This window comes from Solibacillus sp. FSL W7-1464, assembly GCF_038004425.1.
GTDB lineage: Bacteria > Bacillota > Bacilli > Bacillales_A > Planococcaceae > Solibacillus.
Genome location: NZ_JBBORC010000001.1, coordinates 3,460,433 through 3,480,000, shown reverse-complemented (window position 1 = coordinate 3,480,000; position 19,568 = coordinate 3,460,433). Strand labels below are relative to the sequence as shown.

Annotated in this window: 16 protein-coding genes, 2 rRNA genes and 1 riboswitch (1 of these 19 cut by a window edge); all 18 genes read left to right on the top strand. The window is 42.7% G+C overall.

The window, feature by feature from the left end:
* Nucleotides 1-1,709, top strand: a 23S ribosomal RNA gene (locus MKZ25_RS17385) (it extends 1,220 nt beyond the left edge of the window).
* 249 nt (nt 1,710-1,958) lie between these two features.
* Nucleotides 1,959-2,074, top strand: a 5S ribosomal RNA gene (gene rrf, locus MKZ25_RS17380).
* A 501-nt stretch (nt 2,075-2,575) separates the two neighbouring features.
* The gene (locus MKZ25_RS17375) at nt 2,576-3,274 is read left to right on the top strand and encodes a response regulator transcription factor (protein ID WP_340802576.1); all 699 of its coding nucleotides are present in this window, start codon (nt 2,576-2,578) and stop codon (nt 3,272-3,274) included.
* Complete coding sequence (locus MKZ25_RS17370) at nt 3,271-4,719, top strand: HAMP domain-containing sensor histidine kinase (protein WP_340802575.1); 1,449 nt, start codon at nt 3,271-3,273, stop codon at nt 4,717-4,719. Before MKZ25_RS17375 ends, MKZ25_RS17370 begins: the two co-directional genes overlap by 4 nt.
* 1 nt (nt 4,720) lies before the next feature.
* Nucleotides 4,721-5,758 carry a LolA family protein gene (locus MKZ25_RS17365; protein WP_340802574.1) on the top strand — a complete coding sequence of 346 codons (1,038 nt, stop codon included), beginning with the start codon at nt 4,721-4,723 and terminating at the stop codon, nt 5,756-5,758.
* A gap of 152 nt (nt 5,759-5,910) precedes the next feature.
* On the top strand, nt 5,911-6,099 hold the full coding sequence (locus tag MKZ25_RS17360; protein WP_079523775.1) for an NETI motif-containing protein: 189 nt from the start codon (nt 5,911-5,913) through the stop codon (nt 6,097-6,099).
* A 98-nt stretch (nt 6,100-6,197) separates the two neighbouring features.
* Nucleotides 6,198-6,297, top strand: a riboswitch (purine riboswitch).
* 169 nt (nt 6,298-6,466) lie between these two features.
* Nucleotides 6,467-6,955, top strand: coding sequence for a 5-(carboxyamino)imidazole ribonucleotide mutase (gene purE, locus MKZ25_RS17355; RefSeq protein ID WP_014822577.1), 489 nt, complete (start codon nt 6,467-6,469; stop codon nt 6,953-6,955).
* Nucleotides 6,952-8,076: a 5-(carboxyamino)imidazole ribonucleotide synthase gene (gene purK / locus MKZ25_RS17350; protein ID WP_340802573.1), complete on the top strand. Its 1,125-nt coding sequence runs from the start codon at nt 6,952-6,954 to the stop codon at nt 8,074-8,076. The genes purE and purK overlap by 4 nt, the downstream gene beginning before the upstream one ends.
* A 13-nt stretch (nt 8,077-8,089) precedes the next feature.
* On the top strand, nt 8,090-9,391 hold the full coding sequence (gene purB, locus MKZ25_RS17345; protein ID WP_340802572.1) for an adenylosuccinate lyase: 1,302 nt from the start codon (nt 8,090-8,092) through the stop codon (nt 9,389-9,391).
* A gap of 28 nt (nt 9,392-9,419) precedes the next feature.
* Complete coding sequence (gene purC, locus MKZ25_RS17340) at nt 9,420-10,130, top strand: phosphoribosylaminoimidazolesuccinocarboxamide synthase (protein ID WP_340802571.1); 711 nt, start codon at nt 9,420-9,422, stop codon at nt 10,128-10,130.
* A 3-nt stretch (nt 10,131-10,133) separates the two neighbouring features.
* Nucleotides 10,134-10,379, top strand: coding sequence for a phosphoribosylformylglycinamidine synthase subunit PurS (gene purS / locus MKZ25_RS17335; protein WP_340802570.1), 246 nt, complete (start codon nt 10,134-10,136; stop codon nt 10,377-10,379).
* A 4-nt stretch (nt 10,380-10,383) separates the two neighbouring features.
* A complete protein-coding gene (gene purQ / locus MKZ25_RS17330; protein ID WP_340802569.1) occupies nt 10,384-11,067 on the top strand; it encodes a phosphoribosylformylglycinamidine synthase subunit PurQ in 684 nt (227 codons plus the stop codon).
* On the top strand, nt 11,054-13,285 hold the full coding sequence (gene purL / locus MKZ25_RS17325) for a phosphoribosylformylglycinamidine synthase subunit PurL (RefSeq protein ID WP_340802568.1): 2,232 nt from the start codon (nt 11,054-11,056) through the stop codon (nt 13,283-13,285). Before purQ ends, purL begins: the two co-directional genes overlap by 14 nt.
* Entirely contained in the window at nt 13,261-14,679 is a 1,419-nt protein-coding gene (purF, locus tag MKZ25_RS17320) for an amidophosphoribosyltransferase (protein WP_340802567.1), read from the top strand. The genes purL and purF overlap by 25 nt, the downstream gene beginning before the upstream one ends.
* A 24-nt stretch (nt 14,680-14,703) precedes the next feature.
* The gene (gene purM / locus MKZ25_RS17315; protein WP_340802566.1) at nt 14,704-15,759 is read left to right on the top strand and encodes a phosphoribosylformylglycinamidine cyclo-ligase; all 1,056 of its coding nucleotides are present in this window, start codon (nt 14,704-14,706) and stop codon (nt 15,757-15,759) included.
* Complete coding sequence (gene purN, locus MKZ25_RS17310; RefSeq protein WP_340802565.1) at nt 15,759-16,331, top strand: phosphoribosylglycinamide formyltransferase; 573 nt, start codon at nt 15,759-15,761, stop codon at nt 16,329-16,331. The genes purM and purN overlap by 1 nt, the downstream gene beginning before the upstream one ends.
* A 63-nt stretch (nt 16,332-16,394) precedes the next feature.
* Nucleotides 16,395-17,930: a bifunctional phosphoribosylaminoimidazolecarboxamide formyltransferase/IMP cyclohydrolase gene (purH, locus tag MKZ25_RS17305; protein ID WP_340802564.1), complete on the top strand. Its 1,536-nt coding sequence runs from the start codon at nt 16,395-16,397 to the stop codon at nt 17,928-17,930.
* A 371-nt stretch (nt 17,931-18,301) separates the two neighbouring features.
* Nucleotides 18,302-19,552: a phosphoribosylamine--glycine ligase gene (purD, locus tag MKZ25_RS17300; protein WP_340802563.1), complete on the top strand. Its 1,251-nt coding sequence runs from the start codon at nt 18,302-18,304 to the stop codon at nt 19,550-19,552.
* Nucleotides 19,553-19,568: the final 16 nt, after the last annotated feature.

The following is a 19,568-nucleotide window of genomic DNA, read 5'->3' as shown; positions in this document are numbered from 1 at the left end:
GAGTATGCGTGGTAGGAGAGCGTTCTAACAGCGTTGAAGTCAGACCGGAAGGACTGGTGGAGCGGTTAGAAGTGAGAATGCCGGTATGAGTAGCGAAACATGGGTGAGAATCCCATGCACCGTATGACTAAGGTTTCCTGAGGAAGGCTCGTCCGCTCAGGGTTAGTCGGGACCTAAGCCGAGGCCGATAGGCGTAGGCGATGGACAACAGGTTGATATTCCTGTACCACCTCCTCACCGTTTGAGAAATGGGGGGACGCAGTAGGATAGGGTAAGCACGCCGTTGGTTGCGCGTGTTCAAGCAGTAAGGCGTGTATGTAGGCAAATCCGCATACTATAACGTTGAGCTGTGATGACGAGCTCGTATGAGCGAAGTTCCTGATTTCACACTGCCAAGAAAAGCCTCTATCGAGGTGAGAGGTGCCCGTACCGCAAACCGACACAGGTAGTCGAGGAGAGAATCCTAAGGTGTGCGAGAGAACTCTCGTTAAGGAACTCGGCAAAATGACCCCGTAACTTCGGGAGAAGGGGTGCTTCTTTGGGTGCATAGCCTAGAGAAGCCGCAGTGAATAGGCCCAGGCGACTGTTTAGCAAAAACACAGGTCTCTGCAAAACCGTAAGGTGACGTATAGGGGCTGACGCCTGCCCGGTGCTGGAAGGTTAAGAGGAGCGGTTAGCGCAAGCGAAGCTGTGAATTGAAGCCCCAGTAAACGGCGGCCGTAACTATAACGGTCCTAAGGTAGCGAAATTCCTTGTCGGGTAAGTTCCGACCCGCACGAAAGGCGTAACGATCTGGGCACTGTCTCAACGAGAGACTCGGTGAAATTATAGTACCTGTGAAGATGCAGGTTACCCGCGACAGGACGGAAAGACCCCGTGGAGCTTTACTGTAGCCTGATATTGAATTTTGGTACAACTTGTACAGGATAGGTAGGAGCCAGAGATCTCGGAGCGCCAGCTTCGAAGGAGGCGTCGGTGGGATACTACCCTGGTTGTATTGAACTTCTAACCCATGCCCCTTAGCGGGGTAGGAGACAGTGTCAGGCGGACAGTTTGACTGGGGCGGTCGCCTCCTAAAGAGTAACGGAGGCGCCCAAAGGTTCCCTCAGAATGGTTGGAAATCATTCGTAGAGTGTAAAGGCATAAGGGAGCTTGACTGCGAGACCTACAAGTCGAGCAGGGTCGAAAGACGGGCTTAGTGATCCGGTGGTTCCGCATGGAAGGGCCATCGCTCAACGGATAAAAGCTACCCCGGGGATAACAGGCTTATCTCCCCCAAGAGTCCACATCGACGGGGAGGTTTGGCACCTCGATGTCGGCTCATCGCATCCTGGGGCTGTAGTCGGTCCCAAGGGTTGGGCTGTTCGCCCATTAAAGCGGTACGCGAGCTGGGTTCAGAACGTCGTGAGACAGTTCGGTCCCTATCCGTCGTGGGCGTAGGAAATTTGAGAGGAGCTGTCCTTAGTACGAGAGGACCGGGATGGACATACCGCTGGTGTACCAGTTGTCTTGCCAAAGGCATCGCTGGGTAGCTATGTATGGACGGGATAAGTGCTGAAAGCATCTAAGCATGAAGCCCCCCTCAAGATGAGATTTCCCATTACGCAAGTAAGTAAGACCCCTGAAAGACGATCAGGTAGATAGGTTCGAGGTGGAAGTGCGGTGACGTATGCAGCTGACGAATACTAATCGGTCGAGGACTTAACCACATTTTATTGCAAAAATTCAATGAAACGTTTATCCAGTTTTGAAAGAATGAAAATTCTTTTTAAGGGTTTCAAGACACAAGCTAGTCGAGGAAACGACTGAGTGATTGAAGGAGCGTACTCAAGTACGTGACTGAAAGAACGAGGGAAGTTGACGAAGGATAGCGCCGTGTATTGGAAGCCGATTAAGGAACGTCTACTAAAAGCACCACGTCCTGTGGTAACGTAGACGCCAGCACATCCATGTGCAAGTGAAGTGATGATGGCAAAGAGGTCACACCCGTTCCCATACCGAACACGGAAGTTAAGCTCTTTAGCGCCGATGGTAGTTGGGGGCTTCCCCCTGTGAGAGTAGGACGTCGCTTCGCACACGCAAAACCACTGAGGAATCAGTGGTTTTTTTGTTGTTCTATAAAGAAAAATAAAGGTCGCTTATTCTCTGACCATTATAAATGGCTCTTTCAAGAAACATTCCTACGGTAAATGTTAACTTTAATAAATTTCATAATGTATGTACAAAACTCGAACCCCAGCCTTGACCCAAAATCATCCTTATAAATATCAAACTTATTTCCGCTAAGTACTCGAGCACTCTCCCCGGTCCAGAAAAATCAAATCAAGGATGGTCGTGGCCACCTTACAGTTCAGCTTTTCAAAGAAGTCTTCCATTTCTTTATGACCCCTCTTATAACAAATTAAATAGTTGATACTAGCATAAATACCCATTTTGAAATGATTATCTCTACAGTGAAAGGTAACTTTGGCTATCTTTTAACAGCCGGTACAAAGTAAGATTAAATATAAAGGATTTATAAAGTTGCAATGATCGAAGAAATTACTTGCTATAGTGATTGTAGGAGGCGTACTTGATGGCACAACAAATTCTTTTAGTGGAAGATGACCGCGAAATTGCACGTATTATTCAAGACACGTTACTAAAGGAAGGCTATGCAGTAACATGGGCAACGACAGGGATTGAAGGATTGGAGGATTTTTCTGCCGGAAACTATGACTTAATACTTGTTGATTGGATGATGCCTGAAATGGATGGGATATCAATGATTGAACATATTCGACTGCAAAGTGATATACCAATTATTATGATCAGCGCAAAAAGCAATGAAACGGATAAAGTCACAGGGTTACAGGATGCCGATGATTATTTGGCGAAGCCGTTTTCTTTAGAAGAATTAAAGGCGCGTGTTCGTTCTCAATTACGACGATGGCAGCGATATAATAAAGTTTTTGCAGCAGAAGATATGTTTTCGTATGTACATGGGCTAAAAATCGACTGGGTAAAAGAACGTGTTTATATCGAAGAGGCTGAAATCAACTTAACGCAAAAAGAGTTTGCGTTACTAAAAGTATTGGCACAAAACCCATTCGAGCTATTTACAAAGGAAGCGTTGTATACACTTGTTTGGCACCAGGTTGAGCTGGACCAGACACATACGGTAACAGTGCATATTAAAGCATTGCGTGAAAAGCTGCACGATCCTGTAAAATCACCTAACTATATACAAACTGTATGGGGAAAGGGCTACCGTTTTATAGGTGAACAAGTATGAAAATTAAATCATGGCTTCTACTAACGTATTTGCTTGTCATGATATTGCCGTTACTTGCATTGTATGGTCTTTATGTAACGATTAACGCGTACTACCAAGATAAAAGTGTTGATGAATATTTAGAAAAGTGGGCAGTCGTTACAGATTTAAAAGATCAACTGGATGATCCATCACTTTACAATATTAATGCGAATTATAAGGCAATCGAAAAACTGACATCCGATCAGTTGATGATTACGCTGTACAGTCCGAATGGGAAGATTTATTATTCTTCAAATTTAATTAATTCTTTCAGCAGCTTTGAATCGAAAAGCACGGTTTACAAAAATCTGTATGAATTTGAACAAAATTATAAGACATTTGTTTATAAAGAACCTGTTTATGAAGATGGGGAAATAAAGGGTGTATACAAAATTGCGCTCGTTCGTTCGGAATGGCTGGAACAAGTAAATACAAAATCGCTATTTGTTGTAACTAGTTTAACTATAGTAATGCTGCTCTTATACGCGGCGGTTATCTATTTGCTGAATAGACGCCTCAATAAGCCGGCAAAACGACTAATGGAACAAATGCGTGCTTTCGCCAAAGATGAAGCAACAAATCCGCTACCTGTAACAAAGGACGAAATCGGGGAATTAACCAAGAGCTTTCAACAAATGCAGCAGGAAATATCTGCGACTCGAAAAAAGCTTGCAGCGGAGCAGCAGCAAAAGGAATTTATGATTGCTAGTCTTTCACATGACTTGAAAACGCCTCTAACATCAATTCAAGCATACTCAGAAAGTTTACGGTACGGAAACCATTCTGAAAAGGATCATCAGGAGTATTTGCAGATCATTCAGTCGAAATCGGATTATATGAAGCAGTTGCTTGATGATTTAATGATGTTGACATTATTGCAGTCCCCGACATATGAGTTGGAACTTGTAAAAGTTGAGGGCGAAGAGTTTTTTGATATGCTTTTATGTGACTATGAACAGATCAGCAGAGAAAAAGGGTTTGAAGCGAAAACGACAGTCAATGTGGTAGGAAGTTATTATGTAAATCCGAAACAGCTGATGCGCGTTGTCGATAATGTTATCGCGAATGCCTGGACGTACACAAATCCTGGAGGAATGATTTATGTATCCGCATTTGAAATACCGAATATTCCTTCATGGAGTATTGGAAAATTAGCAGAAAGCTTTACAGAAAAGGGCGTTTATATAGTTGTACAAAACAGCGGCGCAACGATATCGGAACAGCAATGTAAACAAATGTTTGAACCGCTGTATCAGATTGATGATTCCCGTAGCCATATAGGTGAGCGGGGGGCAGGTCTCGGGTTAAGTATTGCAAAACAAATTATGGCTAAGCACAATGGAACAATTACAGCTATAGAGCAGCAAAATCAATTAGCGATTGTCATATGGCTGCCACCACTTGAAGAAGAGAGGAATGGATAAAATGAAAAAAATGATTTATTCAGCAGCTTTAGTTTTAACGCTATCTTTGGCGGCATGCAGCAATGAGGAAAATTATTCACCCCAGGAAATATTGAATCAGGCAATGCAGGAGACGTCTGAGCTTGACTCCTTCTATGGAGAATATAAAATGACAATGGACGACGGAACGGAAATACTTTCAAAGCAATGGGAGAAAAACGGAAAAACTCGTGTAGAAATGGTCGATTCCACAGGTGAGGAATCGATTGCAGTAAACGACGGAAAAACATTATCTTCCTATTCGAAAACAGCGAATGAAGTGATTATTTTTGAACTCGGATCGGACGTTGAAAATTTTGTTCGACCAACGTTAAAAGAGCAGGCATTACGTACGCTGGAACTAATAAAAAATTCCCATGATATTACGATTGGCGAAGAAGAAAAGATCGCGGGTCATGAAACATACCATTTAATCGCAAAAGCGAAAAAGCAAAATACGCTAATTGGGGATATGGAAGTTTGGGTAGATAAAAAGACATGGATGACTTTAAAGACGATTTCGGTAAGTGGCGATATGAAAATAACTTCTGAATTTACCAAATTTGAACCGAACAGTAAAGTTGATGATTCCAAATTTACTCTGGATATTCCGGAAGGTGCCATTGTTAAAACCGAATCTATACAGCCACCTGAACAATTAACAGAGCAGGAAGCTGTCGAGAAGCTGGGCTCCTTTTTAATCTTTCCCGAATCACTTGGCTACACATTGGAAGGAATTGAAGATATGGGGATGGCGGAAACTGGAGAAATTGCGTTAACATATTCCAAAACCGGTGAGCAGCAATTTTCGCTTTCAATCTTCAAACCAATGGAGTCCATCGGTGAAGATGAAGAGATCATTGAAGTACGCGGTCAAAAAGGATCTAAAATTGATTTGGAGACTTTCAAATTACTCCAATGGGATGAAAAGGGCTTGCGCTATAATATAATTATTGAAAATCCTGACTTAACGTTTGAGGATATACTGGAGTTAACTGAACAAATGGAGTATATAAAATAAATGAACAGGTGCAATCACATGTAATATGTGATTGCGCTTTTTATTTTCCAGTTGTGACAAATCGTTCACAAAATAAAATCTTTCTATTAGAAAGTACTAAAAATATCGTGGTATAGTTAGAGCGATATTTTACATGTGGAAGGATGACCTTTTTGGCTAAAAAGCAAGTATGGTATGAAGTAGAAGAAAATGAAACAATCGAGCAGTGCCTTGAAAGAATGAAGAAAGACGGCTATATGCCATTTGGACGAAGAGAAGAGCCGGTGTTTGAAGAGGTAAATGGTGAACCTGTTTACTTACGTCAAAAAATACAATTTAAAGGTGTATTAATAGAAGATTAACGGATGATTTGATTAAAAGCCGAACATTATCTTTTTCTTTAAAAATATTGTTCGCATTTTTGCATTGATTTTATGCGTAACCCTTGTTAAAATGTGAAAAGGAAAAACATTTAATCCCTCATATATGCTAGAGAATATGGCTCTAGTGTCTCTACCCGGCACCGTAAATACCGGACTATGTGGGAAAGCAACTTCAGGTATGATGAATAAAGGGTGTGGATCGCAATGCAATTATCTACATATACTTTTAATGCTCAGTCCTCAAGTAGATTGCTTTCTCATGCGTAGTGCTTAGAGAGCAGTTTATTTGAGGATTTTTTACATTGATTTTTAACAAGTGGAGAAGATGTTTAAAGGAGCGAAATTCATGAATCCGAAAATTGGCGTTATTATGGGAAGTTCAAGTGATTGGGAAACGATGAAGCATGCTTGTGACATTTTAGACGAGCTGCAAGTGCCTTATGAAAAGCAAGTCGTTTCAGCACATCGCACACCAGATTTAATGTTTGAATATGCGGAAGCTGCACGCGGACGCGGTATTCAAGTAATTATTGCAGGGGCTGGTGGAGCAGCTCATTTACCTGGTATGGTAGCAGCAAAAACGACATTACCTGTAATCGGAGTACCAGTACAGTCACGCGCACTGAACGGACTTGATTCATTACTATCGATTGTGCAGATGCCAGGTGGTGTACCAGTAGCAACTGTAGCAATTGGGAAGGCTGGGGCAACAAATGCCGGTCTTCTTGCAGCGCAAATTTTAGGAGCGTTTGATCAGGAGCTTGCTGCAAAGCTTGAAGCACGACGTGAAGCGACAAAAGCGCAAGTTTTGGAAAGCACAGGTGACTTAACGTGACGAAAATGATTTACCCTGGACAAACAATCGGTATTATCGGCGGTGGTCAGCTAGGTCGTATGATGGCAGTTGCAGCAAAAGAAGCAGGCTATAAAATCGCAGTACTGGAACCAACGATGGATTCTCCTTGTGGGCAAGTGGCGGACATTCGAATCGTCGCAGCTTATGATGATGAAGCAGCATTGGAAGAACTGGCGGAAGTAAGTGATGTCATAACATATGAGTTTGAGAACATCGATTACGATGGCTTGAAGCGTTTAACACAAATGGCCTATGTTCCCCAAGGTGCAGAGCTTGTGCGCATTACACAAAATCGTATCACTGAAAAGCAAATGATTGTTGATGCAGGCTGTCCGGTTGCGCCATATATTGTCGCTTCTACATATGATCAGCTTCTAGAAAATATCGGAGAAATCGGCTTCCCATGTATCGTAAAAACAGCACGGGGCGGTTATGACGGGAAAGGTCAGCAGCTATTGAAATCTGCTGAGGACTTACCTTTGGCAAAAGAATTATTTGCACATTCACAGTGTATTGCAGAGGGCTTTGTTCCGTTTACGAAAGAGATTTCAGTCATTGTGCAACGCAATGGATATGGTGAAACATACTGCTTACCTGTCGGAGAAAACATTCATATAAACCACATTTTACATGAAACGATTGTGCCTGCCCGTATCGAACAGTCCACAGCACAATTAGCTGAGGAAGCGGCTCTAAAAATTGCAGATTCACTACAACTGATTGGTACATTGGCGGTTGAAATGTTTGTCCTTGAAGATGGCAGTATCGTAATTAACGAATGTGCACCACGTCCGCATAACTCAGGTCATTATTCGATTGAGGCATGCAATATTTCACAATTTACTCAGCATATCCGTGCAGTATGCGGATGGCCGCTGCGTAAACCAAAACTTTGGGCGCCATCGATCATGGTAAATGTACTTGGTCAGCATGTCGTACCATTAACAAATTCAATTTCAAAGTTTCCTGACTGGTCTGTACATCTGTACGGAAAATCAGAAGCAAAGGTAAATCGGAAAATGGGTCATGTCACAGTCATGACAGATGATATAAATACAGCATTACAACAAATTACAGACTCTGGTATTTGGCCGGAGTAAAAGGAGAAGATTTATGATAGAACGCTATACACGTCCTGAAATGGGTGCAATTTGGACTGAAGAGAACAAATTTAAAGCATGGCTTGAAGTAGAAATTTTAGCCTGTGAAGCTTGGGCGGAAATCGGTGAAATTCCAAAAGAAGATGTAGCAAAATTACGTGCAAATGCATCATTTGATATCGATCGTATTTATGAAATTGAGCAGGAAACACGTCATGATGTAGTGGCATTTACAAGAGCTGTTTCGGAAACACCTGCACTCGGTGAGGAAAAGAAATGGGTGCATTACGGTTTAACTTCAACGGACGTTGTAGATACAGCACTATCATACTTAATCAAACAGGCGAATGAAATTTTACGTAAAGATATACATCAATTCATCGCTATTCTGACTGAAAAAGCGAAAGAGCATAAATTTACAGTAATGATGGGACGTACGCACGGTGTACATGCAGAACCGACAACATTTGGTTTAAAGCTGGCATTATGGCTTGAAGAGATGCGCCGTAACTTAGCACGTTTTGAAGAAGCAGCAAAAGTAATCGAAACTGGGAAAATGAGCGGTGCTGTTGGAACATATGCGAATATTAACCCACGCGTGGAGAGCTATGTATGTGAACATCTTGGATTAGCAGCAGCACCAATTTCTACACAAACATTGCAGCGTGACCGCCATGCCCAGTATTTTTCTACACTGGCTTTGATCGCTACATCAATTGAAAAGTTTGCGACAGAAATCCGCGGACTGCAAAAATCCGAAACACGTGAGGTGGAAGAAGGATTTGCGAAAGGGCAAAAAGGTTCATCTGCCATGCCGCATAAGCGAAATCCGATCGGCTCTGAAAATATGACAGGTATGGCACGATTAATGCGCGGCTATATGCTGACAGCCTATGAAAATGTAGCTTTATGGCATGAACGTGATATTTCACACTCTTCAGCTGAACGTGTCATTATTCCGGATGCCACAATTACATTGAATTATATGTTAAATCGTTTCGGTAATATTTTGAAAAACTTAACTGTATTCCCTGACAATATGAAACGCAATATGGAGCGTACATTTGGTCTGATCTATTCACAGCGTATTTTACTTGCGTTAATCGACAAAGGATTATCACGTGAGGAAGCGTACGATACGGTTCAGCCATTAACAGCGCGTGCTTGGGATGAGCAAACACAATTCCGTCCGCTTGTGGAAGCTAGTGAAAAAATCACAGCATATCTATCACCGGAAGAAATTGCAGACTGCTTTGACTACAACTACCATATTCAAAATGTTGATTTGATTTTCGAACGTTTAGGTCTTAACTAACTAATCAATTTATCAGGAGGAATACGTCATGAATAAAGGGCAGCTTTTATATGAAGGGAAAGCAAAACGACTATATACAACAGAAGATACTGAAATCCTTTTTGTTGAATACAAAGATAGTGCAACAGCATTTAATGGCGAGAAGAAAGCCGAAATCGCTGGTAAGGGAAATTTAAACAATCAAATTACGACATTACTTTTCGAGAAGTTACAAGAAAACGGAATTGAATCACATTTCGTAAAAAGACTTTCAGCGAACGAACAGCTTGTACGTAAAGTCGAAATTATTCCAATCGAAGTCGTTACACGCAATATTGCTGCAGGCAGCCTGGCAAAACGTCTAGGCTTGGATGAGGGCACTCCGCTTAAGCGTCCGATCGTCGAATTTTACTATAAAGATGATGCATTAGGTGATCCAATGATTACAACAGAGCATATTGATGTGCTGAATATCGCAACACCAATGGAAGTAGAACAGCTATATAAGGCGGCACTGCATGTGAATGAAGTGCTGCGTCCGATTTTTACAGCTGTTGGTGTAACTTTAGTCGACTTCAAACTGGAATTTGGTCGTGATAAAGACGGCAATATTTTACTTGCCGATGAAATTTCTCCTGACACTTGTCGTTTATGGGACTCTAATACTAAGCAAAAGCTTGATAAAGACGTATTCCGCCGTGATTTAGGCAATCTAACGGAAGTATATGAGATTATATTACAAAAACTTGGAGGCAACTAACTCATGAAAAAAGTTAAAATATATGTAACATTAAAAGAAAGCATCCTGGATCCACAAGGTTCTGCAGTTCAAGGCTCATTGCAAAAAATCGGTTATGGTGAAGTTTCTGATGTACGTATCGGCAAGTATTTGGAAGTTGCAATCGAAGACACTGACCGTGATATTGACACAATCGTGAAAGAAATGTGTGAAAAAGTATTAGCGAACACGGTGATCGAAAAGTACCGTTACGAAGTTGAGGAGGCATAATACGATGAAATTTGCAGTACTCGTTTTCCCGGGGTCTAACTGTGATATCGACATGTTTCATGCGATTAAGGACGAGTTAGATGAAGAAGTAGAATATGTTTGGCATACAGCTACAAGTCTGGACGGATTTGACGGGGCATTAGTGCCTGGAGGTTTCTCATATGGGGACTATTTACGTTGTGGCGCAATGGCAAACCAATCAAACATTATGTCGGCTTTAAAAGAATTTGCGGCACAAGGCAAACCAGTATTAGGTGTTTGTAACGGATTCCAGATTTTAACGGAAGCAGGACTGTTACCAGGTGCTCTTATCCGCAATAAAAACCTGAAATTCATGTGTCGTACAGTACAGTTAAAAGTTGAAAACAACAGCACACCATTTACAAACGGATATGAAGAGGGAGAAGTCATTAATATTCCGATCGCGCATGGTGAAGGTAACTACTACTGCGATGACGAAACATTAGCTTCTTTACAAGCCAATAATCAGATTGTCTTTACATATGAAGGCGAAAATCCGAACGGTTCTTTAGCGGATATTGCTGGAATCATCAATAGAGAAGGCAATGTACTCGGCATGATGCCACATCCAGAGCGTGCTGCAAACGAAATCGTTGGTGGCGCAGATGGTCTTAAACTATTTAAATCAATTGTGAAGCAGTGGAGGGAACAGCATGTTAACAACTAATTTCGAACCAACACCAGAGCAAATTAAGGAAAAACGTCTCTATGCGGACATGGGGATGTCAGATGCGGAATTTGACTTAGCAATTGAAAAATTAGGTCGCATTCCAAACTGGACAGAAACAGGTCTTTTCTCGGTAATGTGGTCTGAGCACTGCTCTTATAAAAAATCGAAGCCAGTTCTTCGTAAATTCCCGACTAAAGGTCCTCAAGTACTGCAAGGCCCTGGTGAAGGCGCCGGCATTGTTGACATCGGTGATGAGCAGGCAGTTGTTTTCAAAATGGAATCCCATAACCATCCATCTGCGATTGAACCATACCAAGGTGCTGCAACAGGTGTAGGCGGAATTATCCGTGACGTTTTCTCAATGGGTGCCCGTCCGATTGCCATGCTGAACTCTTTACGTTTTGGTGAGTTAAAATCAGCACGCGGCAAGTATTTATTTGAAGAAGTTGTTGCTGGTATTGCAGGGTACGGTAACTGTATCGGTATTCCGACAGTAGGCGGCGAAATTGGTTTTGATCCATGCTACGAAGGAAATCCGCTTGTAAATGCAATGTGTGTCGGATTGATCGATCATAAGGATATCCAAAAAGGTGTTGCTGCAGGTGTAGGAAATACTGTCATGTACGTTGGTGCGAAAACAGGTCGTGACGGTATTCACGGTGCAACATTCTCATCTGAAGAATTGACAGAAGATACTGAAGAAAGTCGCTCGGCGGTACAAGTTGGGGACCCGTTCATGGAAAAGTTACTTCTTGAAGCTTGTCTGGAAGTTGTAAAATCAGACGCATTAGTCGGTATTCAAGATATGGGCGCAGCGGGTCTTACTTCATCTTCAGCGGAAATGGCTTCTAAAGCCGGTACTGGTGTAGAAATGAACTTGGACTTAGTTCCTCAACGTGAGACAAACATGTCAGCTTATGAAATGATGTTATCAGAATCTCAGGAGCGCATGCTGATCGTTGTAAAAGCAGGCCGTGAAGATGAAATTAAAGCGATCTTTGATAAATATGATCTTGACGCGGTAGCTGTAGGGAAAGTGACAGAAGATAAAATGCTTCGTTTACTGCACAAAGGTGAAGTTGTTGCAGAAGTACCTGCAGATGCATTAGCTGAAGACGCACCGGTTTATAATATGCCGGATGCTGAGCCAGCTTACTTTGCTGAATATCAGGCAATGGAAAATGCAGAGCCAAAAGTAACAGATTATAAAGAAACGTTAACTGCACTGTTAAAAGCTCCGACAATCGCTTCAAAAGAGTGGGTTTACGATCAATATGACTACCAAGTACGTACAAATACGGTTGTAGCACCAGGTTCGGACGCTGCAGTAATACGTGTACGAGGTACAAATAAAGGGTTGGCGATGACGACAGACTGTAATGCTCGCTATATTTACCTGGATCCGACAACTGGCGGTAAAATTGCTGTTGCAGAAGCTGCGCGTAACATCGTATGTTCTGGGGGACAACCACTTGCAATTACAGACTGCCTAAACTTCGGAAACCCGGAGAAACCGGAAATCTTCTGGCAAATCCAAAAATCGGCTGACGGTATTGCGGAAGCTTGTTTAGCATTAGATGCACCAGTAATTGGCGGTAACGTATCAATGTACAACGAGCGTTCAGGTGAAGCGGTTTATCCAACACCAACAATCGGTATGGTCGGATTAGTAAAAGATTTAGCACATGTTACAACACAGGAAGTTAAAGCTGCGGGTGACGTTGTGTACGTAGTCGGTGACACAAAAACAGAATTCGGTGGTTCTGAATTGCAAAAGTTAGTGGAAGGCGGCATTTCAGGTAAAGCACCTTCAATCGACTTAACAGTAGAAGCGGCACGTCAACAATCTGTTTTGGAAGCAATTCAGGCAGGACTTGTTCAGTCAGCGCATGATGTTTCTGAAGGCGGAGTTGCGGTTGCATTAGCGGAGAAAACTTTCGCTGCCAAAGGTTTAGGATTGGACGTAGCATTAACAGGTTCTGCAACAACGGCTCTATTCGCAGAATCACAATCACGCTTTGTATTAACAGTGAAAGCTGAACATGCAGAAGGCTTTGAAACTATCGTAAAAGATGCACAAAAAATCGGTACAGTTACAGACGACGCAAGTATTAAAATTAGCGGCGAAACTGGTGTACTTGTTGAAGGTACTGTGGAGGAATTCCGTTCTGCCTGGAAAGGAGCAATTCCATGCTTGCTGAAATCAGAGGCTTAAATGAGGAATGCGGCGTATTTGGCATTTGGGGAAACCAAGATGCAGCGCACCTAAGTTATTACGGTTTACACGCATTACAGCATCGCGGACAGGAAGGAGCTGGTATCGTCACAACTGACGGTAATCAGCTTCAGGCTGTACGCGGCGAAGGTCTTGTAAATGACGTGTTCAATGAAGATAAATTACGTAAAGTAGTAGGACACGCGGCAATTGCGCATGTACGCTACGCTACAGCAGGCGGCAAAGGGCTGGAAAATGTTCAGCCATTGTTATTCCGTTCTTCAACTGGCTCACTGGCAATTGCCCATAATGGCAACTTGGTGAATGCTACACATTTAAAACAGTTTTTAGAGCGATCGGGCAGCATTTTCAATTCGACATCTGATACAGAGGTTGTTGTACATCTCATTAAAAAATCAAAACACTCACCATTTCGTTCAAAAGTGAAAGAAGCATTGTCGTTATTAAAAGGAGCATTTTCTATTATTTTATTGACGAATGACCAAATGATTGTGGCACGGGACCGTAACGGATTACGTCCGCTTTCACTTGGGAAGCTGGGTGATTCTTATGTCGTTGCTTCTGAAACATGTGCATTTGATTTAATCGGTGCGGAGTACGTACGTGAAGTGGAACCTGGAGAGTTATTGATCATTTCAAACAATGGTCTTGAAATCGACAGCTATGTGGAGAAGGACAATCGGACAATGTGTGCGATGGAATATGTATACCTGGCGCGTCCTGACTCGAATATTGATGAAGTAAATGTCCATATGGCACGTAAACGTATGGGGAAAGAACTCGCAAAAGAATGTGCCCACATTGAAGCGGACGTCGTTACAGGAGTTCCTGATTCATCCATTTCTGCAGCGATCGGGTTTTCTGAAGCGAGCGGTATTCCATACGAGCTCGGTTTAATTAAAAACCGCTATGTTGGACGTACTTTTATCCAGCCGACACAGGAGCTTCGCGAACGTGGTGTAAAAATGAAGCTTTCACCTGTCGTACAAGTCGTAAAAGGAAAACGTGTCGTAATGGTGGATGATTCAATCGTGCGCGGTACAACATCGAGACGTATTGTGCGCATGCTGAAAGAAGCAGGGGCGGCAGAAGTGCATGTTGTTATTTCTTCACCACCAATGACGGATCCTTGTTATTACGGAATCGATACATCGACACATGAAGAGCTGATTGCATCAAGCCACAGTGTGGAAGATATACGAGTAGCAATTGAAGCGGACACATTAACATTTTTATCGCTGGAAGGTATGGTCCGTGCGACGAACCGCCCGTTTGAAGATGAAAATGGCGGGCTCTGCGTCGCATGCTTTACTGGTAAATACCCGACAGAGATTTTTCCGGACACAGTTTTACCACATGAAAAAGACTGTTAGAAATTAAGGAGGAGCAAGTACATTATGTCAAAAGCATATGAACAGGCAGGCGTAAATATTGAGGCAGGTTATGAAGCAGTAAAACGTATGAAATCACATGTCGAGCGTACAAACCGTTTAGGTGTGATGGGAACGTTTGGCGGCTTTGGAGGCATGTTTGATTTGTCTGCACTGAACTTAAAGGAACCAGTTCTTATTTCAGGTACGGACGGTGTTGGGACAAAGTTGAAGCTTGCATTTATGGTTGATAAACACGATACAATCGGTGTGGACTGTGTTGCAATGTGTGTAAATGATATTGTTGCACAAGGTGCTGAGCCGCTTTATTTCCTTGATTATGTTGCAGTTGGAAAAGCTGAGCCGGCAAAAATTGAGCAGATCGTAAAAGGTGTTGCGGACGGTTGTGTACAGTCCGGTGCAGCATTAATCGGCGGAGAAACAGCTGAAATGCCGGGTCTTTACGAAGAAGACGAGTACGACTTAGCTGGTTTTGCTGTAGGTGCTTGTGAAAAATCGGACATCATTACGGGCGAAAAAATTGTGGAAGGCGACGTTTTAATCGGTCTTGCTTCAAGCGGTGTACATTCAAACGGCTATTCGTTAGTACGTAAAATTGTGTTCGCGGACAATGAAATCGCAGTCGATGCAGTAGTAGAAGGCTATGAAGACCTCGGTCCAATCGGCGAAGCGCTTCTTGTTCCTACAAAGCTTTATGCAAAGCCTGTTTTAGCAGCACTTAAAGCTGCGGAAGTACACGGTTGCGCACACGTTACAGGCGGAGGCTTCTATGAAAACCTGCCACGTATGATGCCACAAGGTTTGGCGACTGAAATCGATTTAGGATCTTGGCCGGTGCTGCGCATCTTTGAATTTTTAAAAGAAAAAGGTGCATTGGCGGACAAAGATTTATATAACGTATTCAACATGGGAATCGGCTTTGTTATTGCGGTGCCAGCGAGTGAAGCTGATAAAGTGATTGCTGCAGTGGAAGCTGAAGGTGAAAAAGCCTACACAATCGGTCGCGTTGTGAACGGTGAAGGCGTTATTTTCAACGGCGAACATGACGGGAGTTTAGTGTAATGGGTACGAAAATTGCCGTGTTCGCTTCTGGAAGCGGTAGTAACTTTCAGGCACTTCAAGAAGCGATTAGTCGCGGTGAGCTTGACGCGACGATCGAGCTTGTCATTACGGATAAGCCGGGTGCTTATGTGGTGACACGTGCACAAAACTTCGGTATACCTGCTATGGAGCTTGCACCGAAAACCTTTGCCGACAAGGCAGCTTATGAAGCAAAACTTGTTGAACTGTTAAAAGAACGAGAGATTGAATGGATCATCTTAGCAGGTTATATGCGACTTGTTGGAGAAACGCTATTATCGGCTTATGAGCATCGGATTATTAATATTCATCCGTCGCTGCTGCCATCATTTCCCGGGAAAGACGCCATTGGTCAGGCGATGACTCACGGCGTAAAAGTTACGGGTGTGACGGTGCACTATGTAGATGCGGGAATGGATACAGGAAAGATTATCTCGCAGGGAGCAGTTGAAGTTGTCGATGGTAACCGTGAAGCGACTGAAGAGCGTATACATAAATTAGAGCATGCGCTTTACAAAAAGACATTACAGCAACTATTTAACGTAAATAAGTAAATTCGCATGAGCCGCTCCAGTGAGGGCATTGCTCACCGAAAAAATGAATTGGAGGACCTAATCGTGACGAAACGTGCACTTATTAGTGTTTCAGATAAAAATGGTATTTTAGAATTTGCAAAAGAATTAGTAGCTCTTGGCTATGAAGTACTTTCTACTGGAGGAACAAAAAGTTTACTACAACAAAATAATGTTCCGGTAACAGCGGTAGATGAAGTAACAAACTTCCCGGAAATTTTGGATGGCCGTGTAAAAACATTAAACCCGATGATCCATGGCGGTCTATTAGGTAAGTTTGATGAGCCGAGCCATGTTGCGCAAATGAATGAACATGGCATCCGCCCAATCGAAATTGTATGTGTCAACTTATATCCTTTTGTCGAAACGATTTCAAAGCCGGATGTATCTTGGGATGATGCAATTGAAAACATCGATATCGGCGGTCCGACAATGCTACGTTCGGCAGCAAAAAACCATGATTATGTAACGGTAATTGTTGATGCAAATGACTATTCTGCCGTATTGGAAGAGTTAAAGGCAGATGGAAAAACGGCATTAACAACACGTCGTCGTTTAGCGGCAAAAGTCTTCCGTCATACGGCTGCATATGATTCGTATATTTCCAATCATTTATCAAATGCAATTGGAGAAGAGTTCCCGGAAAACATGACATTAACATATGAACTGAAGCAAACATTACGCTATGGTGAAAACCCTCACCAAAAAGCGGCGTTCTATGCGAAACGTTTAGGTTCAGATTTCTCGATTGCCTATGCAACTCAATTACACGGTAAAGAATTATCGTACAACAATATCCAGGATGCAAATGCAGCATTGCAAATCGTAAAAGAATTTGAAATGCCTGCAGCGGTTGCAGTGAAGCATATGAATCCATGTGGTGTCGGTACAGGTGAAACAATCGAAGAAGCATTCAACAAGGCATATGAAGCAGATTCAACATCGATTTTCGGCGGCATCATTGCATTAAACAAAGAAGTGGATAAGGCAACTGCAGAAAAATTGTCGGGTATTTTCCTTGAAATCATCATTGCACCAAGCTTTACTGCAGAAGCATTAGAGATTTTAACACAAAAGAAAAACATTCGTCTGCTAACAATCGATTTTGCACAGGAAAAGCAGGATCAATTCAATGTTGTTGCTGTCGAAGGTGGTTTACTAGTACAGGAGCCGGACCGTTTCGGCTTTAAAGATGCCAACATTCAAGTTGTGACAGACCGTGAACCGACTGAAGAAGAGTGGGAAGCATTAAAACTAGGCTGGGCAGTTGTGAAGCATGTAAAATCAAATGCCATTGTTGTAACGGATAAACAAATGACTTTAGGTGTTGGCGCTGGTCAAATGAACCGAGTAGGCGCAGCAAAAATTGCCTTTGAACAAGCGGGAGATAAAGCACAAGGCGCGGCATTGGCTTCAGATGCATTCTTCCCAATGGGCGACACAGTGGAAGCAGCGGCAAAAGCCGGTATTAAAGTGATCATTCAACCAGGCGGCTCGATTAAAGATCAGGAATCAATCGATGCAGCGAACAAGTACGGTATTGCAATGGTGTTTACAGGGGTTCGTCACTTTAAACATTAATTAATAAGTTAGCAGTAGAGAAATTATTAAATGTACGTTATAATAGAATAAAGTTTCGCTAATGTTCTGGCCGGACGTTAGCAGAAGCGTTTGCAAATGCTTTATTTATTCTTCTTTCTGGCCGGGAGAGGGGTAAATAAGACGATTGGGCGATTCTTGGCCGGGTCCCCATCGTAACCAAATTTTATTAACAGCAGTATCGACTTTGGCCGGGAGATACGCTGTTAATAATAAAATAATCATTGATTGTAAGATGCACAGCACTACTTTTGGTCGGGTAGCGCAGTGTAAACGACCATTAATGAAAAACGCTCGCCTAAAATTTGGCGGGCGTTTTTTTTATCCAAATTTCTATAAAAGGGGAAGCTAATATGAACATTCTTGTAATCGGTAGTGGTGGTCGTGAGCATGCGATCGCGAAGCAATTCAACAATGCACCTTCTGTACAAAAGGTATTCGTAGCACCAGGAAATGATGGAATGAAGCAAGATGCACAAGTTGTTGCAATTGATGCACTAGATTTCGCGGCACTTGCACAGTTTGTAATTGAAAATGATGTAGCGTTAACATTTGTAGGTCCTGAGCAGCCATTGGCAGAAGGAATTGTTGACTACTTCAATGAGCAGGGCTTGGTTATTTTCGGTCCAACGAAAGCGGCGGCTAAAATCGAAGGTTCGAAGTCTTATGCAAAAGAGATTATGAACAAATATAATATTCCGACGGCAGCACATGAAACTTTTACAGAATCGGAAAAAGCAGTTGCTTATATTAAAGCGCAAGGTGCACCGATTGTAATTAAAGCGGACGGGTTAGCTGCAGGAAAAGGTGTTATTGTAGCCATGACGGAACAAGAAGCTATTGAAGCGGTGGAAGATATGATTGGTAACCAGCGTTTTGGCGATTCTTCTTCCCGTGTTGTGGTGGAAGAGTTCCTCGATGGCGAAGAATTCAGCTTCATGAGTTTTGTACATAAAGGGCAAATTTACCCGATGGTCATTGCTCAAGATCATAAGCGTGCATATGATGGTGATTCAGGACCAAATACAGGCGGAATGGGTGCGTATTCACCAGTACCGCAAATTTCTGAGGACATTGTAAAAGTTGCGTATGACACAATCGTAGAGCCAACTGTAAAAGCAATGGATGCAGAAGGGGTATCTTTCACTGGTATCCTGTATGCAGGCTTGATCTTAACTGCGAAAGGCCCGAAAGTAATTGAGTTCAATGCACGTTTTGGTGATCCGGAAACACAGGTCGTGTTACCACGTATGGCCTCAGACTTCGGTGAATTTATGATGAGCCTAATGAACGAGCAGTCTTTTGATTTACAGTGGAAAGAAGAGGCTATGCTAGGGGTAGTTGTTGCGGCTGAAGGATACCCGGGTGATGTGGAAAAAGGAAATGCCCTACCGGAACTTTCGGATATTGAACTCCCGGTATTCCATGCGGGGACAAAGCTTGCGGGCGACCGGTTCGTCGGTAACGGTGGCCGTGTGTTATTAGTGGCGTCGGAAGCAGCTACGTTGAAAGAAGCACAGGAAAAAGTATATGCTGAACTTGCCAAAAAAGAATGGACGAATTTTTTCTTCCGCAAAGATATTGGGTGGAGAACATTTAAATAAAGGAGAGGCGATACGT